The sequence below is a fragment of the Pseudomonas sp. 13B_2.1_Bac1 genome (assembly GCF_025466155.1).
In the GTDB taxonomy this organism is placed as follows: Bacteria; Pseudomonadota; Gammaproteobacteria; order Pseudomonadales; family Pseudomonadaceae; genus Aquipseudomonas; species Aquipseudomonas aylmerensis.
Genome location: NZ_JANLOH010000017.1, coordinates 1 through 25,530, shown reverse-complemented (window position 1 = coordinate 25,530; position 25,530 = coordinate 1). Strand labels below are relative to the sequence as shown.

Below are 25,530 nucleotides of genomic sequence, written 5' to 3'. Positions count from 1 at the left end.
GTGTAGCCCGTCACCCCGGCTATAATCGGCGCCACCTTTCGCCGCCATCCGAGTCTAGCCCGCCCATGTATACCCTGGCCCGCCAGCTGTTGTTCAAACTCTCCCCGGAAACCTCCCACGATCTGTCGCTGGACTTGATCGGTGCCGGTGGGCGTCTGGGGCTCAATGGCCTGGTATGCAAGGCTCCGGCGAAAATGCCGGTCTCGGTGATGGGCCTGGAGTTCCCCAACCCGGTCGGCTTGGCTGCTGGCCTGGACAAGAACGGCGCCGCCATCGATGGCTTTGCGCAGTTGGGTTTCGGCTTTGTCGAAATCGGCACTGTGACCCCACGGCCACAGCCAGGTAACCCCAAGCCCCGAATTTTCCGCCTGCCGGAAGCCGAGGCGATCATCAACCGCATGGGTTTCAACAACCTCGGTGTCGATCATCTGTTGTCGCGAGTTCAAGCGGCGAAGTACAAGGGCATCCTGGGGATCAATATCGGCAAGAACTTCGATACCCCGGTAGAACGCGCGGTCGATGATTACCTGATCTGCCTGGACAAGGTCTACGCCCACGCCAGCTATGTCACCGTCAACGTCAGCTCGCCCAACACCCCGGGCCTGCGCAGCCTGCAGTTTGGTGACTCGCTCAAGCAATTGCTCGAAGCCCTGCGTCAGCGCCAGGAAGACCTGGCCGTGCGTCATGGCAAGCGCGTGCCGTTGGCAATCAAGATTGCCCCGGACATGAGCGATGAAGAAACCGTGCTGGTGGCCCAGGCCCTGGTTGATTCAGGCATGGACGCGGTAATCGCGACCAACACCACCTTGAGCCGTGTCGGTGTCGAAGGCCTGGCCCATGGGGATGAGGCGGGTGGCTTGTCGGGCGCGCCGGTGCGTGACAAGAGCACGCACATCGTCAAGGTGCTGGCTGCCGAGCTGGCAGGGCGGCTGCCGATCATCGCGGTAGGCGGTATTACCGAAGGCAAACACGCGGCCGAGAAAATCGCCGCCGGCGCAAGCCTGGTGCAACTCTACTCGGGCTTCATCTATAAAGGCCCGGCGCTGATCCGTGAGTCGGTGGACGCCATTGTGGCGAGCGGGCTTGCCCCGCGTTGGGCTGCGCAGCAGCCCCAATAAGCCCAGAGATGCAGCGCCCGGTGTCCGGGCCTGCCGCGCAACCCAACACGCGGCAAGCCTATTCGAGACAATAAAAAAGGGCTCCTCAAAAGGAGCCCCCTGGGCCGAAGCCCGCCGCCTGGATAGGGCGTGCGTGGTTAAGTCGTTGCGTATTCGTGGTGATGTCGGAATTAAAAGCCCTTGATTAGCCGACGGCGTGAAGTTCGTTGAGTCTGTGGATGCCCGCAGTGCCAGTCATACCGTCCCAGTTGTCGCCACGTCCTTCTCGCCAGCCGTTGATCCAGGCTTGGCGTACCGACGGTAGAGTAAATGGGCAAAGCTCACGGGATTTGCCATGAACGCCATATTGATATCCGCGTAAAAATGCTCTTTCCAACGGATCACGCTTAAGTCTTCTCATAGGGTGTTTCCCTCACTTGTTGACTGTCTAGATATCCTTCGGCCTCGTCCGAGGCCGGGCAGAGTTTTTCTGCCGTTGGTGGGCTCGCTGCCGGCGTGGCGAGCCTATGTGTCGGCGTCGTTACGGCGCCAACCTGTGTTGAGTTCTAACCAATAGGTCACATGGATTCAATGATCGTTTTGTCATAAGCACGTAACGATAACGATGCTATAGCCATAAGCTGGGATGGCTTTTCGCCCCATTTATTCGGCAAAGCCAGCTATGATGCACCCTGCAAAGAGGACAGGTTTAATCCTTTAGTGAGAATGCCCGCTCGTTGCAGTCGGTTATTATTCGACGAAGGGTCGGAATATTTCTTTTTGTTACTGCTTTGTTGTTTGGAAACTTCTCTCTGCCCCGTCGATAAAGGCTCAAGCGCCCGTCAGACGGGGTGGGACGGCACATTCGTGCCACGCGAGCACTCTTCAAGAAAAGTGCTTGATTGAAAACCGAACCGGCGATGCGTCGCCCGTTCATTAATTGCTGAAAAGCCTGGAATGCCCATGTCGGACCGTTTTGAACTCTTCCTCACTTGCCCCAAGGGCCTCGAAGGCCTGCTGATCGAGGAAGCCGTCGGGCTTGGCCTTGAGGAAGCCCGCGAGCACACCTCGGCCGTGCGCGGCATGGCCGACATGGAAACCGCCTACCGCCTGTGCCTCTGGTCGCGCCTCGCTAACCGCGTGCTGCTGGTGCTCAAGCGCTTCCCGATGAAGGACGCCGAAGACCTCTACCACGGCGTGCTGGATATCGAATGGGCCGACCACATGGTCCCGGACGGCACCCTGGCCGTGGAGTTCAGCGGTCACGGCTCGGGCATCGACAACACGCACTTCGGCGCACTCAAGGTCAAGGATGCGATCGTCGACAAGCTGCGCACCCCGACCGGCGAGCGTCCGTCCATCGATAAGATCAACCCGGACCTGCGCATCCACCTGCGCCTGGACCGTGGCGAAGCCATCCTGTCCCTCGACCTCTCCGGCCACAGCTTGCACCAGCGCGGCTATCGCCTGCAGCAGGGCGCCGCGCCGTTGAAGGAAAACCTGGCCGCTGCGATCCTGATCCGTGCAGGCTGGCCGCGTATTGCTGCCGAAGGCGGCGCGTTGACGGACCCGATGTGCGGCGTAGGTACCTTCCTGGTGGAAGGCGCAATGATCGCCGCCGACATGGCGCCGAACCTGAACCGCGAGCTGTGGGGTTTCACCACCTGGCTCGGTCACGTCCCGGCGCTGTGGAAAAAACTGCACGCCGAAGCTGCCGAACGTGCGGCCATCGGCATGAACAAGCCGCCGTTGTGGGTGCGTGGCTATGAAGCCGACCCACGCCTGATCCAGCCTGCGCGCAACAACATCGAGCGCGCCGGTCTCAGCCACTGGATCAAGGTGTACCAGGGCGAAGTCGGCACCTTCGAGCCGCGTCCGGACCAGCACCAGAAAGGCCTGGTGATCTGCAACCCGCCGTACGGCGAGCGCCTGGGTGACGAAGCCAGCCTGTTGTACCTCTACCAGAACCTCGGCGAGCGTCTGCGCCAGGCGTGCATGGGGTGGGAGGCGGCAGTGTTCACCGGCGCGCCGGACCTCGGCAAGCGCATGGGCATCCGCAGCCACAAGCAGTACTCGTTCTGGAACGGCGCCTTGCCGTGCAAATTGCTGCTGATCAAAGTCAATCCGGATCAGTTCGTCACTGGCGAGCGCCGTACCCCGGAACAGCGCCAGGCCGAGCGTGAGCAAGCCGCCTACGACCAGGCCCCGGCCGAGCCGCAAGAGCGCCAGTACAACAAGAACGGTAACCCGATCAAGCCGGCCCCGACCCCCGTGGTCGAGCAGGCGCGCCTGAGCGAAGGCGGGCAGATGTTCGCCAACCGCCTGCAGAAAAACCTCAAGCTGCTGGGCAAGTGGGCCAAGCGTGAAGGCGTGGATTGCTATCGGGTGTACGACGCCGACATGCCGGAATACTCGATGGCCATCGACCTGTACCACGATTGGGTGCACGTGCAGGAATACGCTGCGCCGAAGTCCATCGACCCGGAAAAAGCCTCGGCGCGCATGTTCGATGCCCTGGCCGCGATTCCCCAGGCGCTGAACATCGACAAGAGCCGCGTGGTGGTCAAGCGTCGCGAGCGTCAGAGCGGCACCAAGCAGTACGAGCGCCAAAGCGCCCAGGGCAAGTTCACCGAGGTCAGCGAAGGCGGCGTGAAGCTGCTGGTCAACCTCACCGACTACCTGGACACCGGCCTGTTCCTCGACCACCGCCCGATGCGCATGCGCATCCAGAAGGAAGCGGCCGGCAAGCGCTTCCTCAATCTGTACTGCTACACCGCCACCGCCAGTGTGCATGCTGCCAAGGGCGGCGCGCGCAGCACTACCAGCGTCGACCTGTCCAAGACCTACCTGGATTGGGCTCGTCGCAATTTCTCGCTCAATGGTTTCTCCGACAAGAACCGCCTGGAGCAGGGTGATGTGATGGCGTGGCTGGAGGCCAGCCGCGATGAGTTCGACCTGATCTTCATCGACCCGCCGACCTTCTCCAACTCCAAGCGCATGGAAGGCATCTTCGACGTGCAGCGTGACCACGTGCAGTTGCTCGACCTGGCCATGGCCCGCCTGGCACCGGGTGGCGTGCTGTACTTCTCGAACAACTTCCGCAAGTTCCAGCTCGAGGACAACCTCAGCGAGCGCTACGCGGTCGAGGAAATCAGCGACAAGACCATCGACCCGGATTTTGCGCGTAATGCGAAGATCCATCGGGCGTGGAAAATCACCGCTCGCTGATGGTTGCACCAAAAAGCCGCAAGCCTTGAATATTCAGGACTTACGGCTTTTTTATGCTGGTCAAATACCGGTCCCATAGCTATAACTTAACGCCTAGCCAAAGTGACACCCCCGCACACTGGCGTTGTGAGTGTTGCCTATGCCGTTGAACGCCGTCCGCCCGAAAATCCTAGGCTTTATCAGTGAGCAGGCATCGGCTTGGCTGGTGGCGTTGGTGGTGTTATTGGCAGGGTTCGCGCTGACCGCAATCGTCGCCTGGGCTGCCTCCGATCTCTATCAGCAACAGGTGCGCCAGCGCTTTCAGTTGCTGGTCAACGAACGGTATACCCGTCTGCAGGAGCGCTTCGAAGACCAGGAGCAGCGCCTGAACAGCCTGCGGCGGTTCTTCGTCAATTCCGATGATGTGTCCCGCGATGAGTTCGATGGTTTCGCCCAGCCCTTGTTGTTGCGCGCCCGTGCCTATTCCTGGGCGCCGCGGGTATTTCGCAAGCAGCGCCGGCAATTTGAACAAGAGGTGTCGCGCCTGCGCGGTACCCCGTTTGTTATCCGTGAGTTGAATTCGGCCGGCGAGTTGGCCCCGGCGCCCGAGCGCGACGAATACGTGCCGGTGCTCTACAGCCAGACTCAAAGCCTGTTGGGCGCACCGTTGGGTTTTGACCTGCTGGCCCAACCGTTGCGACGTTCGGCGCTTGAGCGTGCGCAATCGAGTGGCAAGCTGGCGGTGTCGCAACCGATGCAGTTGGTCGGTGTAGAACCGGGCTACTCAACCGGGGTATTGCTGGTGGCGCCGGTCAGCACCCCGTCGACTTCCGGGCAGTCGCCGAATGAGCCCTACGGCTATGTAATGGCCGTGATCAGCATGCGCCAGTTGGTCGCCGATGGGTTGCCCAAGCCGGACCGCGACAATCTGGTGATGCAGATTGTCGATACCTCAGATGTGCAAAAGCGCGTGCTTTTCGAGTCCGAGAATGCCGTGGGCGACAGCGACCTCATCGGCGCGCGCCGCCTGACCCTGGGCGATCATGTGTACGCCTTGAGCCTGCGCCCGAGCCAGGTGTTCGACCAGGCCAACCATTCTTCACTGACCACGATCCTGAGCATGGGCGGCTTGCTCAGCCTGCTGCTCAGCAGCCTGCTCTATGTACTGGTGAGCCAGCGCCAGCGCGCGTTGAAACTGGTGGAGCAACGTACCGTGCAGTTGCGCCAGCGCGAGCAGGAATTGCGCGGGGCCCACGGTCAATTGCGCAGCGTGCTGAATGCCGCCACCCAGGTTGCGATCATCGCCACCGACCTGCGCGGTGTGATCAACACCTTTAACGCCGGGGCCGAGCAGATGCTGGGGTTCAAGGCCGACCAGGTCATGGGCACGCACACCCTCGAAAGCCTGCACCTGGCCTCGGAGCTGGAAGCGCGCGCCAGCAGTTTGAGTGTGACGTTGGGCAAGCGCATCCCGGCGAGCCAGGCGATGCTGGTGGAAAGCCCCGACAACCTGCACGAAGCCCGCGAGTGGACATTGCTGCGCGAGGACGGCAGCCCGTTGACCGTGAATATGTTGGCCACCGTGCTGCTGGATGACCATGGCCTGTGGATCGGCCACCTGGCCATTTACCTCGACGTGACCGAGCAGAAGCGCGCCTATGAGGCACTCGCTGCGCGCGACCGGCTGCTCAAGAAGCTCAGCGCGCATGTGCCCGGCGGCATCTTCCAGTTCACCCTGGAGCCGCAGGACAATTGGAAATTCATCTACGCCAGCGACGGCATGCGCGACATCTATGAGATCGAGCCTGGCGTGTTGCAGCAGGATGCGACGAAGGTCTTCGAGCGGATCCATCCGCTGGATGCGGAGCGCGTGCGTACCTCGATTCGCCTGTCGGCGTTGCAGTTGAGCCATTGGCGCGAAGAGTACCGGGTGCTGTTGCCACAACGCGGCCTGCGCTGGATTCGCGGCGAAGCCACGCCAGAAGAATTACCCAGCGGCGGTACGCTGTGGCATGGCTACGTGTCGGATATTTCCGATCTCAAGCGGGTAGAAGAGGAACTGCGCGCGCTGTCCATCACCGATTCCCTTACCGGGATTCACAACCGTCGCTACTTCCAGGATCGCCTCAAGGCCGAGATGGTCAGGCTCAACCGCGCTTCAGGGGCGTTGTCGGTGATCATGCTCGATGTCGACCACTTCAAGCGCATCAACGATCAGCATGGGCATGCGGTGGGCGACGGGGTGCTGCAGGAATTGTGCAAACGCATCAGCCAGCGCCTGCGCCGCAGCGATGTGTTCTGCCGCCTGGGGGGCGAGGAGTTCATGGTGCTGTGCCCCAACACCCAGGGCGAGCAGGCTTACAGCCTGGCGCTGGAGTTGTGGCAATCGCTGCGCAATGCGCCGATGGCGCCGGTGGGCATCGTCACCGCCAGTTTTGGCGTGGCCAGTTGGCGGGTCGATGAAGGTATTGATGGGCTGCTGTTGCGTGCCGACTCGGCGGTGTATGTGGCCAAGCAGGCCGGCAGGGATCGAGTCGAGACGTGTGGCAGCGGGCTCGCCCGCGACAGCGGTCTATCAGCCACCGGGTACAGCGACTGATAGGTCCGAGCGCGGGCAAACGCGCTTGTTGCGCGGTCTAGAGCACCGGGGCGGGCGCCGCCAGTTTCGGCTGGCGATACAGGTCCAGCAGCACTTGATCCAGCACCGACGAAGCGCCCCATGGCTTCGGATCGTTGAGGATCGCTACCACTGCCCAGGTGTTGCCGTTGTTGTCGCGGCTGAAGCCGGCGATGGCCCGCACGGTGTTCAGGGTGCCGGTCTTGACGTGGGCTTCGCCGCGCATGGCGGTGGTCTTCAAGCGTTTACGCATGGTGCCGTCGGTGCCGGCAATCGGCAGCGAGCTGATGTACTCCGCGGCGTAGGGACTTTTCCACGCGGCTTGCAGCATGGCGGCCATCTCGCGGGCGCTGACGCGTTCGGCCCGCGACAGGCCGGAACCGTTCTCCATCACCAGGTGCGGCGCAGTGATGCCTTTCTTCGCCAGCCATTGGCGCACGACGCGTTGCGCGGCCTTGGCATCGTCGCCGTCGGCGTCGTTGCGAAACTGCGCGCCCAGGCTCAGGAACAACTGCTGGGCCATGGTGTTGTTACTGTATTTGTTGATGTCGCGGATGATCTCCGCCAGGTCCGGCGAAAACGCACGGGCGAGGACCTTGGCATCCTTGGGCACCGGTGCCTGGATATCACGGCCCTGGATGGTGCCGCCCAGTTCCTGCCAGATCGCCCGCACCGCGCCGGCGGTGTAGGTCGCGTGGTCCAGCAGCGACAGGTAGGTCTGCGAGCTGCAGCCGTCGGCCAGTTGGCCGCTGACGGTGACCGTCACGCTGCCATCTGCGGCGGTAACCGGGTTGTAGCGCACGTCACCGGTGCACTGCTTGGCGTTGGACACCTTGACCTGGTTGTCGATGCGGATGCTGGCAATCGGCGGCTCGACCGACACCAGTACCCGGCCGGAATCGTTGCGGGTCACGAAGCGCAGGGCCTTGAGGTTGACCAGCAGGGCGTCGGGCTTGACCAGGAACGGCTTGTTCTCGTCGTTGCCATCATCATTGAATTCGGGCAATTGCGGCTGGTTGAAGAAGCTGCGGTCCAGCACCAGGTCGCCGGTGACTTGCTGCACGCCATTGGCGCGCAGGTCGCGCATCAGCAGCCAGAGTTTTTCCATGTTCAGCTTGGGGTCGCCGCCGCCCTTGAGGTACAGGTTGCCGTGCAGCACGCCACCGCTGAGGGTGCCGTCGGTGTAGAACTCGGTCTTCCATTGATGGTTGGGACCGAGCATTTCCAGGGCCGCGTAGGTGGTGACCAGCTTCATGGTGGAGGCCGGGTTCACCGAGACATCGGCGTTGAAGACCGTGGGGGTGCCCGGGCCGTTCAGGGGGATCATCACCAGGGACAGCGCGGTGTTTTGCAGCTTGGCCTTGGCGAGCGCCTGCTGGACATTCGGGGGCAGGGTGTTGGTGGTCGGGGCAGCGGAGGTGGAAAAGGCCAGTGGCAGAAGAAAACCGGCAAGCACTACTGAACGCAACGATTTGATCATAAGAAATAAAACCCTACTGCTGAGGAGGGTGAAAAAGGCGAGGGGTAAATAAGAAAAATCCCTCAATGGTCATGAAAGTGTCGGCATTATGCCCCAAGGTGGATCCAGTTGTAGCTGAACGATAGCTGGTAATCGGCGTTTTTTTCACCGGCAATTTGCCGCCTGTCCCAGAGAGTCGGGCAATCGTCACCTTAAACTGCTAAAGTGCCGCCCGTTATTACTTATGAGGATTGTTCCAATGGCGACTAACCGTTCCCGGCGTCTGCGCAAAAAACTGTGCGTTGATGAATTTCAAGAGCTGGGTTTCGAACTGAACCTGGATTTCAAAGAAGGTTTGGATGATGAAGCGGTTGACGCGTTCCTCGACGCATTCCTGACCGAAGCGATGGACGGCAATGGCCTGGACTACGTCGGCGGCGAAGACTTCGGTCTGGTGTGCAAAGCCACTCGTGGTTCGGTCACCGAAGAGCAACGTGCAATCGTTGAAGCGTGGCTCAAGGCCCGCCCAGAGCTGACTCGCGTTGAAGTAAGCGCGCTGTTGGACGCCTGGCATCCAGAAACGCCGATCAACCCGGCGGTCTGATGTCATGAAAAAAGCGACCCTGCGGGGTCGCTTTTTTGTTCCTGGCGTTTAAGCAATCAGGCCTTGCGCCAATTCAGGATCAGCAGCGTCAACACCCCCGCGACAATCCCCCAGAACGCCGAACCGATCGAAAACAACGTCAGCCCCGACGCGGTGACCATAAAGGTGATCAGCGCCGCTTCGCGTTCCTTCGGCTCATTCATGGCGATGCTCAAGCCGTTGATGATCGAGCCAAACAGCGCCAGGGCCGCAATCGACAGCACCAGCTCCTTGGGCAAGGCTGCAAACAATGCCGCCAGCGTCGCGCCGAATACCCCGGCAATCCCGTAGAACACACCACACCAAACCGCCGCCGTATAGCGCTTGTTACGGTCTTCGTGTGCATGCGGCCCGGTGCAGATCGCCGCGCTGATCGCCGCCAGGTTGATGCCGTGGGAACCGAACGGTGCCAGCACCAGCGAGGCCAGGCCGGTTGCGGTGATCAGCGGCGAGGCCGGCACGTTGTAGCCGTCGGCGCGCAGCACGGCGACGCCGGGCATGTTCTGCGAGGTCATCGCCACCACGAACAGCGGGATGCCGATACTGATCGTCGCCGCCAACGAGAAGTGCGGCGTGGTCCATACCGGCGTTGCCACTTCGAGATGAAAGCCGCTGAAATCCAGGAGTCCCATCAACCCGGAAAGCACGCTGCCGATCACCAGCGCGGCCAGCACCGCATAGCGTGGCGACAGGCGCTTGATGACCAGGTACGTGAAAAACATCCCCAATACCAGGCCGGTGCGGTGCTGCGCGGCGACGAAGATCTCGCTGCCGATCTTGAACAGGATGCCGGCGAGCAGGGCCGCTGCGAGTGACGCCGGGATGCGCTTGACGAGCTTTTCGAAGCTGCCCGTCAGCCCGCAGAGCGTCACCAGCACCGCGCAGGTGATGTAGGCACCGATGGCTTCGCCATAACTCACGCCGCCCAGGCTGGTGATCAGCAGCGCGGCGCCGGGGGTGGACCAGGCGATGGTGATCGGTGTGCGATAGCGCAGCGACAAGCCGATGCTGCACACCGCCATGCCAATGGAAATCGCCCATATCCACGAAGAAATCTGCGCCGTGGTCAAGCCGGCGGCCTGGCCGGCCTGGAACATCAGGACCAGGGAGCTGGTGTAGCCGGTCATCATGGCGATGAAGCCGGCGACGACGGCCGACGCAGAAGTGTCGGCCAGCGGGCGCAAAGGCGCTTGGGTGGCGTCGTTCATGGAAAGGTGATCCTTTTACCTGGGTTTTGCCGGTAACGGCACGGTTTCAAGCCTAAACTCAAACGTAACGTTTCATTGCAATACAGCCGCGACCGCAAACAGCCGTACAGTGTGTTGGCGCTGTGGGTTGTGTACAATGTGCCCTGTTTTTAGGTGATACTTGCCAGCGACCCGCTGTTGCCGTATTACCCTTAATTCGCCGCCGTTCTCCAAACCCGAGTGCCCATGAACGAACAGTTGCAACCTCTCAAGAAACAACCGCGAGCCGGCAAGGCCGGTCGCAGCGGAACCCAGGACGATATCGTCTACGCGCATATCTTCGAAGCGATCCTCGAACAACGCCTGGCGCCCGGAACCAAGTTGAGTGAAGAGGCACTGGGCGAAATCTTCGGCGTCAGCCGCACCATCATTCGCCGTGCACTCTCGCGCCTGGCCCATGAAGGCGTGGTGTTGCTGCGGCCCAATCGGGGTGCGGTGGTGGCCAGCCCCAGTGTCGAAGAAGCGCGCCAGGTGTTCCTGGCCCGGCGCCTGGTGGAGCGAGCCATTACCGAGCTGGCAGTGCAGCACGCCACGGCCGAACAATTGGCCGAGCTGCGTCAGATGGTCAACGACGAGCGCGACAGCTTCTCTCGTGGCGATCGCGGTGCCGGCATCCGCCTCTCCGGCGAATTCCACCTCAAGCTGGCCGAAGCGGCGAAGAATGCGCCACTGATCAGCTTCCAGCGCAGCCTGGTGTCCCAGACCTCGTTGATCATCGCCCAGTACGAAAGCGGCAACCGCTCGCACTGTTCCTACGATGAGCACACGCAGTTGATCGACGCGATCGAAGCGCGCGATGCAGGGTTGGCAGTGAACTTGATGATGCACCACATGGACCACATCGACAGCAAGCTCAACCTCGATGAGGAAAGCGCGTCGGATGATTTGCATGCGGTGTTTTCGCATTTGTTGCAGACCAAGAAGCCAGGGCGCTCTTCGGTCAAGCTCTGATGTAAAGGCGGGCGCCGGCGTGTGTGGGAGCTGGCTTGCCTGCGATAGCATCACCTCGATCTAACGCAAAGACCGGGTTGCCTGCATCGCGGGCAAGCCCGGCTCCCACACAAGCCCGCTCCCACATTTGTTTTGCGGTGTGGTCAGGATCAGCGTTGATGCACGAGCTGGCCAGCCGCATACGTCTGCAACACCGTCCGATCATCCCCCAGCGTCATCAGCACAAACAACGTCTCGGCAATGTTCTGGGCCTGCTTCAGGCGATAGCTCAGCAGCGGTGTGGCGTTGTAATCCAGCACCAGGAAATCCGCATCGGTGCCGGGCTGCAACGTGCCGATCTTGTCTTCCAGGCGCAGTGCCTTCGCGCCACCCAATGTGGCCAGGTACAGCGACTTGAACGGGCTCAAGCGTGCGCCTTGCAACTGCATGACCTTGTACGCTTCGTTCAAGGTCTGCAGCAGCGAGAAGCTGGTGCCGCCGCCCACGTCCGTGCCCAGGCCCACATTCAGGTTGTGCTTCTCCGCCATCGGCAGGTTGAACAGGCCACTGCCGAGGAAGAGGTTCGAGGTCGGGCAGAACGCGACCGCCGAGCCCGTTTCCGCCAGCCGCGCGCATTCGTCGTCACACAAGTGCACGCCGTGGGCAAACACCGAGCGCTCGCCGAGCAATTTGTAATGGTCGTACACATCCAGGTAGCCGTTGCGCTCTGGGAACAGCGCCTTCACCCACTCGATTTCCTGCTTGTTCTCACTGATGTGAGTCTGCATGTAGAGGTCCGGGTATTCGCTCAGCAACTGCCCTGCGAGGGTCAGCTGTTGCGGTGTACTGGTCGGTGCGAAACGCGGCGTCACGGCGTAGTGCAAACGGCCCTTGCCATGCCAGCGCTCGATCAGTGCCTTGCTTTCCTGGTAGCCGGACTCGGCGGTGTCGGTCAGGTAGTCCGGGGCGTTGCGGTCCATCATCACCTTGCCGGCGATCATGCGCAGGTCGAGTTTCTCGGCGGCTTCGAAAAACGCATTCACTGACTGCGGGTGCACACTGCCGAACACCAGCGCGGTGGTGGTGCCGTTGCGCAGCAATTCCTTGATAAAGATATCCGCGACTTCTTCGGCGTGGGCCTTGTCGGCGAACTGGCTTTCGCACGGGAACGTGTAGGTGTTGAGCCAGTCGAGCAATTGCTCGCCATAGGCGCCGACCATGCCGGTCTGCGGCAGGTGGATATGGGTGTCGATCAGGCCCGGGGTGATCAGCGCGTCCTGGTAATGGGTGATTTCGATATCGGCGGGCAATGTCGGCAGCACGTCGCTGGCATGGCCAACTGCACTGATCCGGCCGTTTTCAATCACTAGCAGGCCATCCTCGAAATACTCGTAGGAGGCTTCGATCCCAACGATAGCGGGGTCGGCGAGGCTGTGCAGAATGGCGGCACGGTAGGCTTTGCGAGTCAAAGGCATGGTCATCTCAATTCTTGGCAAAAGAAGTCAAAGCTTGGCTGCGGCGCGAGGCCGGCAGCAGTTTGGCAATCGGTTCGGCGCTCGCAGTGTGCTGGCCGAAATTGGCGTTATAGGTGGCGATGATTTCGCCGGCGATGGAGATCGCGATCTCCACTGGCAATTTGCCCTTCACCTCGGTGAGGCCCATCGGGCAATGCATACGCTGCAGTTGCGCGGTATCAAAACCGCGATCACGCAGGCGGTGTTCGAACTTGACGCGTTTGGTCTTCGAACCGATCAGGCCGAAGTAGGTGAAGTCATTGCGCTTGAGCAGGGCGGCGGTCAGTTCCAGGTCCAGCGCGTGATTGTGGGTCATGACGATGCAGTAACTGCCCACCGGCAGGTCGGCAATTTCGTCGACCGGCTCTTCGCTGACGATTTTACGCACGCCTTCGGGGATATGTTCCGGAAACTCCTGGTCACGGGAGTCGATCCAGCGCACCCGGCACGGCAGGCTCGCCAGCAGGGGCACCAGCGCGCGGCCGACATGGCCGGCGCCGAACACGGCGATCTGCGCCTGCACCTGGCCCATGGGTTCGAACAGCAGCACGGTCACGCCACCGCAGCACTGGCCGAGGCTTGCACCCAGACTGAAGCGTTCCAGATGGGTGTTCTGCTGGCCCCGTACGAGCATATCGCGGGCGATCTGCATCGCCTTGTATTCCAGGTGGCCGCCGCCGATGGTGTCGAAGGTCTGTGCGGCGCTGATGACCATCTTCGAGCCGGCATTGCGCGGCGTGGAGCCGAGCTCTTCGATGATGGTCACCAGTACGCAGGGTTCACCGCGGTTCTGCAGGTCGGCGAGGGCGCTGATCCAGTAGTTCATGATTACCTCAACATCTCTGTTGTCAGTCCGACCGCTATCGCGGGCAAGCCAGCTCCCACATTTGATTGGGTTCACACATCAACGTGTGGGAGCCGGGCTTGCCCGCGATGGCAGCGCCTGGGTCTAAAGCGAAGCCAGCTCGGTTTCCGTTTCCACAGCTTTTGCGGCAGTCAGTTGGCGCATCTGCTCACACCCCCACAACACGCGCTCCGGCGTCGCCGGCGCATCGATCTGCGGCTGATGGCGATAGTCACCCAGGCTCGCCACGGCGTCCTTGATCGCACACCACGAAGCAATCCCGAGCATGAACGGCGGCTCGCCCACGGCCTTGGAATGGAACACCGTGTCTTCCGGGTTTTTGCGGTTTTCCACCAGTTTCACGCGCAGGTCCAGCGGCATGTCGGCGACGGCCGGGATCTTGTAGCTGGCCGGGCCGTTGGTCATCAGCTTGCCCTTGTTGTTCCAGACCAGCTCCTCCATGGTCAGCCAGCCCATGCCCTGGATAAAGCCGCCTTCGACCTGGCCGATGTCGATGGCCGGGTTCAGCGAGGCGCCCACGTCGTGGAGGATGTCGGTGCGCAGCATCTTGTACTCGCCGGTCAGGGTGTCGACGATCACTTCGCAGCACGCCGCGCCGAACGCGAAGTAGTAGAACGGCCGACCGCGCGCCTGGCTGCGGTCGTAGAAGATTTTCGGGGTCTTGTAGAAGCCGGTGCTCGACAGCGACACCTGAGCGAAATACGCCTGTTGGATCAGCGCCTCAAAGGTCAGGATCTGGTCACGCACGCGCACATGGCCGTTGTGGAATTCCACGTCCGCTTCGCTCACGTCGTACTTGCGCGCGGCGAATTCCACCAGGCGCTGCTTGATGGTTTCGGCGGCGTTCTGCGCGGCCTTGCCGTTCAGGTCGGCACCGCTGGAGGCGGCGGTCGGCGAGGTGTTGGGCACTTTGTCGGTGTTGGTGGCGGTGATCTGCACACGGTCGATTTCGACCTGGAACACTTCGGCCACCACTTGCGCGACCTTGGTGTTCAAGCCCTGGCCCATCTCGGTGCCGCCGTGGTTGAGGTGGATGCTGCCGTCGGTGTAGATATGGATCAACGCGCCGGCCTGGTTGAGGAAGCTTGCAGTAAACGAAATACCGAACTTGACCGGGGTCAGCGCCAGGCCTTTTTTCAGGATCGGGCTGTGGGCGTTGTACAGGCGAATCGCTTCGCGGCGCTCGGCGTATTGGCTGCTGGCTTCAAGCTCGGCGGTCATCTCTTCGAGCATGTTGTGCTCGACGGTCTGGTAGTAATGCGTGACGTTGCGCTCGGTCTTGCCGTAGTAGTTGGCCTTGCGCACGGCCAGCGGGTCCAGCGCCAGGTGACGGGCGATGGCGTCCATCACTTCCTCGATGGCGACCATCCCTTGCGGGCCGCCGAAACCGCGATAGGCGGTGTTGGACGCGGTGTTGGTCTTGCAGCGATGGCCGTTGACCGTGGCATCGCCCAGGTAATACGAGTTGTCGGCGTGGAACATCGCGCGGTCGACGATCGAGTTCGACAGATCCGGCGAGCAACCGCAGTTACCTGCCAGTTCCAGGTTGATCCCGTGCAGGTGCCCGCTGTCGTCGAAGCCCACGTCGTATTCGATATAGAACGGGTGGCGCTTGCCGGTCATCAGCATGTCTTCGACGCGCGGCAGGCGCATCTTGGTCGGCTGGCCGGTGAGGCGCGCGACTACGGCACACAGGCATGCCGGGCTGGCGGCCTGGGTTTCCTTGCCGCCGAAACCGCCACCCATGCGGCGCATGTCGACGACGATTTTGTTCATCGACACGTCGAGTACTTCGGCCACCAGTTTCTGTACTTCGGTGGGGTTCTGCGTGGAGCAGTAGACGATCATGCCGCCGTCTTCGGTGGGCATCACCGAGGAGATCTGGGTTTCCAGGTAGAAGTGTTCCTGGCCGCCGATATGCAGGGTGCCCTGGATGCGGTTCTTGGCGGTCGCCAGGGCGCCCGTCGAATCACCGCGCTGGTGGGTGTGGCTGTCGAGCACGAAATGTTTTTTGCGAAAGGCTTCGACCACGTCCAGCACCGGCTCGAGGTCCTCGTATTCGATCACCGCCGCCATCGCCGCCTGGCGGGCGGTCTCCAGGTCACGCGCGGCCACGGCGAGTACCACCTGGCCGACGAACTGCACGGTGTCGATGGCCAGCAACGGGTCGCCGGGCATCAGCGGGCCGATGTCCTTCAGGCCGGGCACGTCTTCATGGGTGATGACTATGCGCACGCCGTCGAAGGCGTAGCAGGGCGCCGTATCGATGCTGACGATGCGGGCGTGGGCGCGGTCGGACATGCGCGCATACAGATGCAACTGGTTGGGGAATTCCAGGCGGTCATCGATGTACTGCGCTTCACCGCTGACGTGCTTGGCGGCGCTGTCATGCTTGACGCTGCGGCCGACCCCGGAGGTGAGGTCCTGGGCAAACAGCTCGGCGAGTTCGGCCTGGGTTTTGACCACGACGTGATGGTTAGACATAAGCGGTCACCCGAGTCTCGATATGCGGCGTTTGCAGTTCGATGAAGTATTTGCGCAGCAGGTTCTGGGCGCTGAGCAGGCGGTATTCCTTGCTGGCGCGAAAGTCCGACAGCGGGGTGAAATCCTCGGCCAGGGCGGCGCAGGCTTTCTCCACCGTGGCGGCATTCCAGGTCGCGCCGACCAACGCGGCTTCGCAGCTTTTCGCGCGTTTGGGCGTGGCGGCCATGCCCCCGAAGGCGGCACGTGCCTCGCTGATCACGCCGTTGTCGATCTTCAGATTGAAGGCGGCGCAGACGGCGGAAATATCATCGTCCAGGCGCTTGGACACCTTGTACGCGCGAAACAGGGCGTGGCCCTTGGGCACGATGATTTTCTCGATGAACTCACTGTCCTGGCGGGCGGTGACGCGGTAGTCGATGAAATAATCTTCCAGCGCCAGCGTGCGGCGCACATCGCCTTTGCACAACACGATCTGCGCGCCCAGCGCGATCAGCAGCGGCGGCGAATCACCAATCGGCGAGGCGTTGCCGATATTGCCGCCGAGGGTGCCCTGGTTGCGGATCTGCAACGAGGCGAAGCGGTGCAGCAGGTCGCCGAAATCCGGGTATTCGTGGTGCAGCGCGGTGTAGCAATCGGAGAGGGCGGTGGCGGCGCCGATTTCCAGGCGATCGTCGAAGTCTTCGATACGCTTCATCTCTTCGATGTTGCCAACGTAGATCATCACCGGCAGCGTGCGGTGGAACTGCGTGACTTCCAGCGCCAGGTCGGTGCCACCGGCCAGCAGGCGGGCTTGCGGGTAGGCGTCGTAGAGGTCGGCCAGGTCGGCGACGGTCAGGGGCACCAGGCAGCGTTTGTCGCCACTGTTGAGTTCGCCGGTCTGCGTCGGCGCGATGGCTTTGAGGCGGGCGATGGTCTCGGCCTGGCGGCTGTCGAACTGGTCCACCGGCTTGTTGCAGCAGGCCTGTTCGGCGGCGGCCAGAATCGGCCGATAGCCGGTGCAGCGGCATAGATTGCCGGCCAGCGCTTCATGGGCTTTCTGGCTGTCGGGCGCGTCGCTGTTTTTTTGCAGCGCGAACAGCGACATCACAAAGCCCGGGGTGCAAAAGCCGCATTGCGAACCGTGGCACTCCACCATGGCTTTTTGCACGCTGTGCAGTTGGCCTTGATGCTTGAGGTCTTCGACGCTGATCAGTTGTTTGCCGTGCAGGGACGAGACAAAGGTCAGGCACGAGTTGAGGCTGCGATAGCGGATCTGCTCGGCACCCTGGGCATCGCGGTGCAACTCGCCGACCACCACCGTGCACGCACCGCAGTCGCCGCTGGCGCAGCCTTCCTTGGTGCCGGATTTGCCCAGGTGCTCACGCAGGTAGTTGAGCACGGTAAGGTTGGGGTCCAGGGCGTGCTCGCTACGGAGTTCCTGGTTAAGTAAAAACTGGATCACGGAAGGCCTCGCAGACTCATTATTGTTGTTAACCGCTTTGCGCCGAATCTAGTCATGTCTGACTTTTCGGTCAACGATTTTCTGACCAGAAGGTCAAGAAATTGCGATGACAACACTTTCAATTATGGTCCAGTCTTCTGAAACCGGCGTTTTATGGGGCTTTTGCCTTTTCAGCGCTGCTTATTTCGTGCCAAATTCGCGCTTGTGGGCCCAGCGCCATCAGCCAGCATTTGCGCTACACTGCCGCGCTTGTACCGATAGAAGATTTTGAAGGGAAAACATGACGTTCAAGGCGCCGGACAGTCTCGCCGAGCAAATCGCTCACCACCTCGCCGAACGTATCATTCGCGGCGATCTCAAGCCTGGGGAACGGATCCAGGAACAGAAAGTCACGCTGGCACTCAATGTCAGCCGTGGTTCCGTGCGTGAAGCCCTGCTGATCCTCGAGCGTCGCCACCTGATCGCGATCCTGCCGCGCCGGGGCGCCCACGTCACTGAACTCACTGCACACAAGGTCCAGAGCCTGTGCACGCTGATGGGCGAGCTGTACATCCTGCTCGGCAATGCAGTGGCCCAGGGCTGGCAGGTGCAGGCCGACATGGCGCCGTTCCTGCAGATCCAGCAACGCCTGATCTCCAGCTTCGAGCGCCAGGACATCCGCGCCTTCGTCGAAGAAAGCTTCAACGTGATGCGCGCCGCGTACCCCTTTGCCAACAACCCGTATCTGCAGGAAACCGTCGAGAACCTGCAACCGGCGATGAACCGCGCCTATTACCTGGCGCTGGATCAACGCAAGGCCTCCATGAGTGAATACCTCGTGCTGTTCGAGCAACTGCTCGCCGCCGTGCTCGCCCGTGACCTGGCGCAGATTCGCCTGGTGCTGTCGGCCTACGGCCAGCGCAGTTGCTCGTTGGTCATCGCTGCGTTGGCGGACGCCTAAGCGTGCGGCTCAAGTGCATCAAACTGGCGGGGTTCAAATCCTTCGTCGACCCGACCACGGTGAACTTCCCCAGTAACATGGCGGCGGTGGTCGGGCCCAATGGCTGCGGCAAGTCGAACATCATCGACGCCGTACGCTGGGTGATGGGCGAGAGCTCGGCCAAGAACCTGCGTGGCGAGTCGATGACCGACGTCATCTTCAACGGCTCCACCAGCCGCAAGCCAGTGAGCCAGGCCAGCATCGAACTGGTGTTCGATAACTCCGATGGCACCCTGATCGGCGAGTACGCGGCCTACGCGGAAATCTCGATCCGCCGCAAAGTGACGCGCGACAGCCAGAACAGCTACTTCCTCAACGGCACCAAGTGCCGTCGCCGCGACATTACCGACATCTTCCTCGGCACCGGCCTGGGCCCGCGCAGCTACTCGATCATCGAGCAGGGCATGATCTCCAAGCTGATCGAAGCCAAGCCCGAAGACCTGCGCAACTTTATTGAAGAGGCGGCCGGCATCTCCAAGTACAAGGAGCGCCGCCGCGAGACCGAAAACCGTATTCGCCGCACCCACGAAAACCTCGCCCGCCTGACCGACCTGCGCGAAGAGCTGGAGCGCCAGTTGGAGCGCCTGCACCGCCAGGCCCAGGCGGCCGAGAAGTATCAGGAATACAAGGGCGAGGAGCGTCAGCTCAAGGCGCAACTCTCGGCCCTGCGCTGGCAGGCGCTGAATGATCAGGTCGGCCAGCGCGAAGCGATCATCGGCACCCAGGAAATCAGCTTCGAAGCGCTGGTGGCCGAGCAGCGCAATGCCGATGCGAGCATCGAGCGCCTGCGCGATGGTCACCATGACCTGTCCGAACGCTTCAATCTGGTGCAGGGGCGCTTCTACTCGGTGGGGGGCGACATTGCACGCGTCGAGCAGAGCATCCAGCACGGCCAGCAGCGTCTGCGCCAATTGCAGGACGATCTGAAGGAAGCCGAACGCGCGCGCCTGGAAACCGAATCGCACCTGGGTCATGACCGCACGTTGCTGCTGACCCTCGGCGAAGAGCTGGACATGCTTACCCCCGAGCAGGAAATCACCAACGCCGCCGCCGAAGAAGCTGCCGCCGCGCTGGAAGACTCCGAAACCACCATGCACGGCTGGCAGGAGCAGTGGGACACGTTCAACCTGCAATCCGCCGAGCCGCGCCGCCAGGCAGAGGTGCAGCAGTCGCGCATCCAGCAGCTGGAAACCAGCATGGAGCGCCTGGCCGAGCGCCAGCGTCGCCTGCAGGAAGAGCGCGTGCTGCTCGCCGCCGATCCGGAAGACGCGGCGATCATGGAACTCAGCGAGCAACTTGCCGAAAGCGAGATGACCCTCGAAGAGCTGGAAGCCAGCGAAGAACAACAAGTGGAGCGCCTGGAGCAATTGCGTCAGCAACTGCAACAGGCGACCCAGGCCCAGCAGCAGGCCCAGGGCGATTTGCAGCGGCTCAACGGCCGGCTCGCCTCGCTTGAAGCCTTGCAGCAGGCCGCACTGGACCCAGGCACCGGCACCGCCGAGTGGCTGCGCGACCAGCATCTGGCCGAGCGCCCGCGCCTGGCCGAGGGCTTGAAGGTCGAAGCCGGTTGGGAGCTGGCGGTGGAAACCGTGCTCGGTGCCGACCTGCAGGCGGTGCTGGTGGATGATTTTGGCGGTTTCGACCTGGCCGGGTTTGCCCAGGGTGACCTGCGCCTGCTCAGCCCCGCCGCCGATGGCACACGGGTGCCAGGCAGTTTGCTGGATAAGGTCGAGGCCGCTATCGATCTGTCGCCGTGGCTGGGGCAGGTCAAGCCGGTTGAATCCCTTGAGCAGGCCTTGGCGCAGCGCGGTCAACTGGCGGCCGGCGAAAGCCTGATCAGCCGCGACGGCTATTGGGTTGGCCGGCATTTTTTGCGTGTGCGCCGCGCCAGTGAAGCGGAAAGCGGCGTATTGGCCCGTGGCCAGGAAATCGTCAACCTGATCGCCGAGCGTGAAGAGCGCGAAGCCACCCTGGAAAGCCTCGAGACCGAACTGCAAACCCTGCGCGCCACCCAGCGCCAGCAAGAGACCGGCCGCGAACACCTGCGCCGGCTGTTGCAGGACGAAGCGCGCCAGCAGGGCGAATTGAAAGCCCAGCTGTCGGCGAGCAAGGCCAAGGTCGAACAACTGACCCTGCGCCGCACCCGTCTTGACGAAGAAGTCGCCGAGATGGGCGAGCAGCGCGCCCTCGAACACGAACAGATCGGTGAAGCGCGCCTGCAACTGCAGGAAGCCCTCGACAGCATGGCGCTGGACACCGAGCAGCGCGAACTGCTGCTGGCCCAGCGCGACAGCCTGCGCGAGCGCCTCGACCGCGTACGCCAGGAAGCCCGGCAGCACAAGGATCACGCGCATCAATTGGCGGTGCGCCTCGGCTCGCTGCGCGCCCAGCACGCGTCGACGGCCCAGGCCCTTGAGCGCCTGGAGATGCAGTCCGAACGCCTCACCGAAAAGCGCGAGCAACTGAGCCTCAACCTCGAAGAGGGCGAAGCGCCACTGGAAGAGTTGCGGCTCAAGCTGGAAGAGTTGCTCGACAAGCGCATGACCGTCGACGAAGAGCTCAAGACCGCGCAGATCGCCCTCGAAGACGCCGACCGCGAACTGCGCGACGCCGAAAAGCGCCGGACCCAGGCCGAGCAGCAATCCCAGCTGATTCGCGGCCAGCTCGAACAACAGCGCATGGAATGGCAAGCCCTGACCGTGCGCCGCAAGACCCTGCAAGACCAATTGCTCGAAGACGGCTACGACCTGCACGGCGTGCTCAACACCCTGACCGCCCAGGCCAACGAAAAAGAAGCCGAAGAGGAACTTGAACGCATTGCCGCGCGTATCCAGCGACTCGGCGCGATCAACCTCGCGGCCATCGACGAGTACCAGCAACAGTCCGAGCGCAAGCGTTATCTGGATGCCCAGGACGCCGACTTGGTCGAAGCCCTGGACACTCTGGAAAACGTGATCCGCAAGATCGACAAGGAAACCCGTAATCGCTTCAAAGATACCTTTGATCAGATTAATGGCGGTTTACAGGCGTTATTCCCGAAAGTTTTCGGTGGTGGCAGCGCTTACTTGGAACTGACGGGCGAAGATCTACTCGATACAGGGGTAACGATCATGGCGCGGCCACCGGGCAAGAAGAACAGCACCATCCATTTGTTGTCCGGCGGCGAGAAAGCCCTGACCGCATTGGCCCTGGTATTTGCCATCTTCAAGTTGAATCCGGCGCCGTTCTGCATGCTCGATGAAGTTGACGCCCCGCTGGATGACGCTAACGTTGGACGTTACGCACGACTGGTCAAGGAAATGTCCCAGACGGTGCAGTTCATCTATATCACCCACAACAAGATCGCCATGGAAATGGCCGATCAGTTGATGGGCGTGACGATGCACGAACCCGGTTGTTCGCGATTGGTCGCGGTGGATGTGGAAGAGGCGATGGCGATGGTGGACGCCTAGCGGCGAGTTGCTAGTTGTCAGCGGCTGGCGACAAGTACTTGGGGCTTGAGGCTTGAGGCTTATGGCGTACAGCTTGTAGCTCACAGTTGGCGGCGGGTGTAAGAGGTCGATCAGCGTGTCGAAAGATGGCAAATCGACACATTTCGCGCCAACTGTGTAAAGTTATCTTTGGTCGTGCTAGTTTAATGTCAATTTTTCGTATGCGTGGGCAAAACGTCAGTCAGAACATAGAGTTGGCGCCACGTTTTAAAGCGGTTTGCACGGTGCTAAACCCCTTATTTTTCAGCATTTTTTATTAGAGGCACGGGATTACATGGAAATCGGTCTGCGCGAGTGGCTGATCGTCATCGGCATTATTGTCATTGCCGGTATTCTTTTTGATGGCTGGCGCCGCATGCGCGGTGGCAAGGGCAAGCTCAAATTCCGTCTGGACCGCAACCTGTCCAACTTGCCCGACGACGACGGCGGCGCCGAGCTGCTGGGGCCGCCCCGTGTGCTGGATACCCATAAAGAACCGCAACTGGACGAGCATGACTTGCCGTCGATGAGCGCGCCGGTGCGTGAAGCCCGCGAGCCGTCCTCCAAGCGTGGCAAGCGCGCCAACCCTGCCGTGGCCGAGCCACATCAGGGCGACCTCAACCTGGATGTGGACGAAGGCCCGAGCTTCAGCAGCCGCGACGACGACTTCCCCGACGAAAACGTCGGCAAGAATGCCCCGCGCCAATCGGTCAACGATCAGCCGGCCGCCGAAGAAGTGCTGGTGATCAGCGTGATCTGCCGCGACGCCGCTGGCTTCAAGGGTCCGGCGCTGCTGCAGAACATCCTCGAAAGCGGCCTGCGTTTCGGCGAGATGGACATCTTCCACCGTCACGAAAGCATGGCCGGTAACGGCGAAGTGCTGTTCTCCATGGCCAATGCGGTCAAGCCGGGCACTTTCGACCTGGATGATATCGACCTGTTCAGCACGCCGGCCGTGAGCTTCTTCCTCGGCCTGCCGGGTCCGCGTCACCCCAAACAGGCGTTCGATGTGATGGTGGCCGCCGCCCGCAAGCTGTCCCAGGAACTCAACGGCGAGCTCAAGGACGACCAGCGCAGCGTCCTGACCGCCCAGACCATCGAACACTACCGTCAGCGCATCGTCGAGTTCGAGCGTCGTGCACTGACTCAGAAACGCTGAGGATTGGTCCTCAGCGTTGTCAGTAGAATAAGCGCACTAACATATTGAGCAGCTTCGGCTGCTCTTTTGCTTTCTGAGAGAACACCCATGACCGCCGCCCCTACCCGCATCCTCGAACTGCGCGCTGAACTGGATCAGCACAACTACCGCTACCACGTCCTCGACGAGCCGAGCATTCCGGACGCCGAATACGACCGGCTGTTCCACGAGCTCAAGGCCCTGGAGGCCGAGCACCCGGAGCTGGTCACGCGTGATTCACCGACGCAGCGGGTCGGCAGCGCGGCACTCTCGGCCTTTACCCAGGTGCGCCACGAAATTCCGATGCTCAGCCTGGGCAACGCCTTCGATGAAACCACCATGCTCGAATTCGATCGGCGGGTCACCGAAGGGCTCGACCTGCCGGTGGGCGATCTGTTTGGGGGCGGCGCGGCGGTGGAGTACAGCTGCGAGCCGAAGCTGGACGGGCTGGCGGTCAGCCTGCTGTACCAGGATGGCGAGTTGGTGCGCGGCGCCACGCGCGGCGACGGTACGACCGGCGAGGACATCAGCGTCAACGTGCGCACCGTGCGCAATATCCCGCTGAAACTGCACGGCAGCGGCTGGCCGGCGACGCTCGAAGTGCGCGGTGAAGTGTTCATGTCCAAGGCCGGTTTCGAACGGCTCAATGCCTCGCAGCTGGAAGTCGGCGGCAAGACCTTCGCCAACCCGCGCAACGCCGCGGCCGGCAGCCTGCGCCAGCTGGACTCGAAGATTACCGCCAGCCGCCCGCTGGAATTCTGCTGCTATGGCATTGGCCAGGTGACGGCGGATATCAGCGACACCCATATCGGCAACCTCAAGCAGTTGCAGAAATGGGGCATGCCCATCAGCCATGAGTTGAAACTGGCCAAGGGTATCCAGGAATGCCTGGCGTACTACCACGACATTGGTGAGCGGCGTAACAGCCTGGCGTATGAAATCGACGGTGTGGTGTTCAAGGTCAACAGTATTGCTGCCCAGCGTGAACTGGGCTTCCGCGCGCGTGAGCCGCGTTGGGCGATCGCGCATAAATTCCCGGCCATGGAAGAGCTTACCGAGTTGCTCGATGTGGAATTCCAGGTCGGCCGCACCGGCGCCGTGACGCCGGTGGCGCGCTTGAAGCCGGTCAAGGTTGCGGGCGTCACTGTGTCCAACGCCACCCTGCACAACATGGACGAGGTTGCGCGCCTGGGCCTGATGATCGGTGACACAGTGATCATCCGCCGCGCCGGAGACGTGATTCCGCAGGTGGTCTCGGTGGTGCCCGAGCGTCGCCCGGAAAACGCCCGCGCGGTGCAGATCCCCGAAAGCTGTCCGGTGTGTGGCTCGCATGTGGAGCGCACGCAGTTGGTCAAGCGCAGCAAGGGCAAGGAAACCGTCAGCGAAGGCGCGGTGTACCGCTGCGTCGGGCGCCTGGCCTGTGGGGCGCAGCTCAAGCAGGCGATTATCCATTTTGTCTCGCGCCGCGCCATGGACATCGACGGTCTGGGTGACAAGACCATCGAGCAATTGGTGGATGAAAAACTCATCGGTTCGCCGGCCGACCTCTACAAGCTCAAATACGAGCAGATCATCGACCTGGAAGGCTTTGCCGATATCTCCAGCAAGAAGCTGATCACTGCTATCGAAAACAGCAAGTCGCCGACCCTGGCGCGCTTTATCTACGCGCTGGGCATTCCCGACGTGGGCGAGGAGACCGCCAAGGTGCTGGCACGCTCGCTGGCGTCCCTTGAGCGGGTGCAGAAGGCCTTGCCGGAAGTGCTGACGTACTTGCCGGACGTCGGCCTGGAAGTGGCGCACGAGATCCACAGCTTCTTCGAGGACAGCCACAACCAGGACGTGATCGGCGCGCTGCTGTCGCCGGGTGAGTGCGGCCTGCAACTGCAGGACCAGGGCGAGCTGAGCGCCGAGTTCGCCGCGAGCACCACGCTGGGTGGTCTGCTCGACAAGCTGCATGTGCCGAGTGTGGGCCCGGGCGCCGCGCAGAAACTCGCGGACAAGTTCGGCAGCCTCGAAGGCGTGATCAAGGCCGACTGGCTCGACATGCGCCAGGCGCTGCCCGAGAAGCAGGCCAAGGCGGTGCGCGAGTTCTTCGACAACGAAGACAACGCCAACCGCGCCCTGGCCATTGAGCAGCAGCTCAAGGACTTCGGCATGCACTGGCAGAGCGAGAAAAAGGTCGTCGAAGGCTTGCCTGAAGCCGGGCACACCTGGGTGCTCACCGGCTCCCTGGAGCTGATGAGTCGTGACGTGGCCAAGGACAAGCTCGAAAGCCTGGGCGCCAAGGTCGCCGGGTCCGTGTCGGCGAAAACCCACTGCGTGGTGGCAGGGCCGGGCGCCGGATCGAAACTGGCCAAGGCCAGCGAGCTGGGTCTGAAGGTCCTGGACGAAGAGGCCTTT

The 25,530-nt window shown here is 61.9% G+C and carries 16 protein-coding genes; 9 read left to right on the top strand and 7 right to left on the bottom strand.

What is annotated here, in order from left to right; translation table 11 throughout:
- Positions 1-65: 65 nt before the first annotated feature.
- Positions 66-1,118 carry a quinone-dependent dihydroorotate dehydrogenase gene (locus tag NTD80_RS03875; protein ID WP_065909540.1) on the top strand — a complete coding sequence of 351 codons (1,053 nt, stop codon included), beginning with the start codon at positions 66-68 and terminating at the stop codon, positions 1,116-1,118.
- 184 nt (positions 1,119-1,302) lie between these two features.
- Here the strand turns inward: NTD80_RS03875 and rmf are convergent, their stop codons facing one another.
- Positions 1,303-1,518, bottom strand: a complete 216-nt coding sequence (rmf, locus tag NTD80_RS03870; RefSeq protein ID WP_002553055.1) for a ribosome modulation factor — start codon at positions 1,516-1,518, stop codon at positions 1,303-1,305.
- 542 nt (positions 1,519-2,060) lie between these two features.
- On the opposite strand from rmf, the gene rlmKL reads away from it, so the two are divergent.
- A complete protein-coding gene (gene rlmKL, locus NTD80_RS03865; RefSeq protein ID WP_262132217.1) occupies positions 2,061-4,325 on the top strand; it encodes a bifunctional 23S rRNA (guanine(2069)-N(7))-methyltransferase RlmK/23S rRNA (guanine(2445)-N(2))-methyltransferase RlmL in 2,265 nt (754 codons plus the stop codon).
- 139 nt (positions 4,326-4,464) lie between these two features.
- Positions 4,465-6,903 carry a diguanylate cyclase gene (locus NTD80_RS03860; RefSeq protein WP_262132216.1) on the top strand — a complete coding sequence of 813 codons (2,439 nt, stop codon included), beginning with the start codon at positions 4,465-4,467 and terminating at the stop codon, positions 6,901-6,903.
- A 37-nt stretch (positions 6,904-6,940) separates the two neighbouring features.
- On the opposite strand, the gene dacB is transcribed toward NTD80_RS03860, so the two are convergent.
- Positions 6,941-8,401: a D-alanyl-D-alanine carboxypeptidase/D-alanyl-D-alanine-endopeptidase gene (dacB, locus tag NTD80_RS03855; RefSeq protein ID WP_106802950.1), complete on the bottom strand. Its 1,461-nt coding sequence runs from the start codon at positions 8,399-8,401 to the stop codon at positions 6,941-6,943.
- 238 nt (positions 8,402-8,639) lie between these two features.
- On the opposite strand from dacB, the gene NTD80_RS03850 reads away from it, so the two are divergent.
- Positions 8,640-8,984 (top strand): YggL family protein, encoded by a 345-nt coding sequence (locus NTD80_RS03850; protein WP_262132215.1) that lies wholly within the window; start codon positions 8,640-8,642, stop codon positions 8,982-8,984.
- A gap of 56 nt (positions 8,985-9,040) precedes the next feature.
- Here NTD80_RS03850 and NTD80_RS03845 read toward each other — a convergent pair whose 3' ends face one another.
- The gene (locus NTD80_RS03845; RefSeq protein WP_262132213.1) at positions 9,041-10,231 is read right to left on the bottom strand and encodes a benzoate/H(+) symporter BenE family transporter; all 1,191 of its coding nucleotides are present in this window, start codon (positions 10,229-10,231) and stop codon (positions 9,041-9,043) included.
- Between the two features lie 225 nt (positions 10,232-10,456).
- On the opposite strand from NTD80_RS03845, the gene NTD80_RS03840 reads away from it, so the two are divergent.
- A complete protein-coding gene (locus tag NTD80_RS03840; protein ID WP_017477154.1) occupies positions 10,457-11,221 on the top strand; it encodes a GntR family transcriptional regulator in 765 nt (254 codons plus the stop codon).
- Positions 11,222-11,370: 149 nt separating this feature from the next.
- Here the strand turns inward: NTD80_RS03840 and guaD are convergent, their stop codons facing one another.
- From guaD to xdhA, 4 genes are all read right to left on the bottom strand, one after another.
- Complete coding sequence (gene guaD / locus NTD80_RS03835) at positions 11,371-12,675, bottom strand: guanine deaminase (RefSeq protein ID WP_262132208.1); 1,305 nt, start codon at positions 12,673-12,675, stop codon at positions 11,371-11,373.
- 7 nt (positions 12,676-12,682) lie between these two features.
- Positions 12,683-13,540, bottom strand: a complete 858-nt coding sequence (gene xdhC / locus NTD80_RS03830) for a xanthine dehydrogenase accessory protein XdhC (RefSeq protein WP_065909550.1) — start codon at positions 13,538-13,540, stop codon at positions 12,683-12,685.
- A 123-nt stretch (positions 13,541-13,663) separates the two neighbouring features.
- Positions 13,664-16,063, bottom strand: a complete 2,400-nt coding sequence (gene xdhB, locus NTD80_RS03825) for a xanthine dehydrogenase molybdopterin binding subunit (RefSeq protein ID WP_262132205.1) — start codon at positions 16,061-16,063, stop codon at positions 13,664-13,666.
- Complete coding sequence (gene xdhA, locus NTD80_RS03820; protein WP_065909554.1) at positions 16,056-17,504, bottom strand: xanthine dehydrogenase small subunit; 1,449 nt, start codon at positions 17,502-17,504, stop codon at positions 16,056-16,058. Before xdhA ends, xdhB begins: the two co-directional genes overlap by 8 nt.
- Positions 17,505-17,784: 280 nt before the next feature.
- On the opposite strand from xdhA, the gene NTD80_RS03815 reads away from it, so the two are divergent.
- The 4 genes from NTD80_RS03815 to ligA all read left to right on the top strand — a co-directional run.
- On the top strand, positions 17,785-18,444 hold the full coding sequence (locus NTD80_RS03815; RefSeq protein WP_065909555.1) for a GntR family transcriptional regulator: 660 nt from the start codon (positions 17,785-17,787) through the stop codon (positions 18,442-18,444).
- A gap of 2 nt (positions 18,445-18,446) precedes the next feature.
- Positions 18,447-21,935, top strand: coding sequence for a chromosome segregation protein SMC (smc, locus tag NTD80_RS03810; RefSeq protein WP_065909557.1), 3,489 nt, complete (start codon positions 18,447-18,449; stop codon positions 21,933-21,935).
- 313 nt (positions 21,936-22,248) lie between these two features.
- Positions 22,249-23,112, top strand: coding sequence for a cell division protein ZipA (zipA, locus tag NTD80_RS03805; RefSeq protein WP_065909559.1), 864 nt, complete (start codon positions 22,249-22,251; stop codon positions 23,110-23,112).
- Between the two features lie 87 nt (positions 23,113-23,199).
- On the top strand, positions 23,200-25,530 hold a 2,331-nt coding region (gene ligA / locus NTD80_RS03800), incomplete at its 3' end, for an NAD-dependent DNA ligase LigA (protein ID WP_262132198.1).

Coding starts and splice junctions, on each gene's coding strand:
- NTD80_RS03815 (WP_065909555.1), top strand. CDS start 17,785: ATGACGTTCAAGGCGCCGGACAGTCTCGCCGAGCAAATCGCTCACCAC.
- NTD80_RS03840 (WP_017477154.1), top strand. CDS start 10,457: ATGAACGAACAGTTGCAACCTCTCAAGAAACAACCGCGAGCCGGCAAG.
- dacB (WP_106802950.1), bottom strand. CDS start 8,401: ATGATCAAATCGTTGCGTTCAGTAGTGCTTGCCGGTTTTCTTCTGCCA.
- rmf (WP_002553055.1), bottom strand. CDS start 1,518: ATGAGAAGACTTAAGCGTGATCCGTTGGAAAGAGCATTTTTACGCGGA.
- xdhB (WP_262132205.1), bottom strand. CDS start 16,063: ATGTCTAACCATCACGTCGTGGTCAAAACCCAGGCCGAACTCGCCGAG.
- NTD80_RS03860 (WP_262132216.1), top strand. CDS start 4,465: ATGCCGTTGAACGCCGTCCGCCCGAAAATCCTAGGCTTTATCAGTGAG.
- rlmKL (WP_262132217.1), top strand. CDS start 2,061: ATGTCGGACCGTTTTGAACTCTTCCTCACTTGCCCCAAGGGCCTCGAA.
- NTD80_RS03875 (WP_065909540.1), top strand. CDS start 66: ATGTATACCCTGGCCCGCCAGCTGTTGTTCAAACTCTCCCCGGAAACC.
- zipA (WP_065909559.1), top strand. CDS start 22,249: ATGGAAATCGGTCTGCGCGAGTGGCTGATCGTCATCGGCATTATTGTC.
- xdhC (WP_065909550.1), bottom strand. CDS start 13,540: ATGAACTACTGGATCAGCGCCCTCGCCGACCTGCAGAACCGCGGTGAA.
- NTD80_RS03850 (WP_262132215.1), top strand. CDS start 8,640: ATGGCGACTAACCGTTCCCGGCGTCTGCGCAAAAAACTGTGCGTTGAT.
- NTD80_RS03845 (WP_262132213.1), bottom strand. CDS start 10,231: ATGAACGACGCCACCCAAGCGCCTTTGCGCCCGCTGGCCGACACTTCT.
- guaD (WP_262132208.1), bottom strand. CDS start 12,675: ATGCCTTTGACTCGCAAAGCCTACCGTGCCGCCATTCTGCACAGCCTC.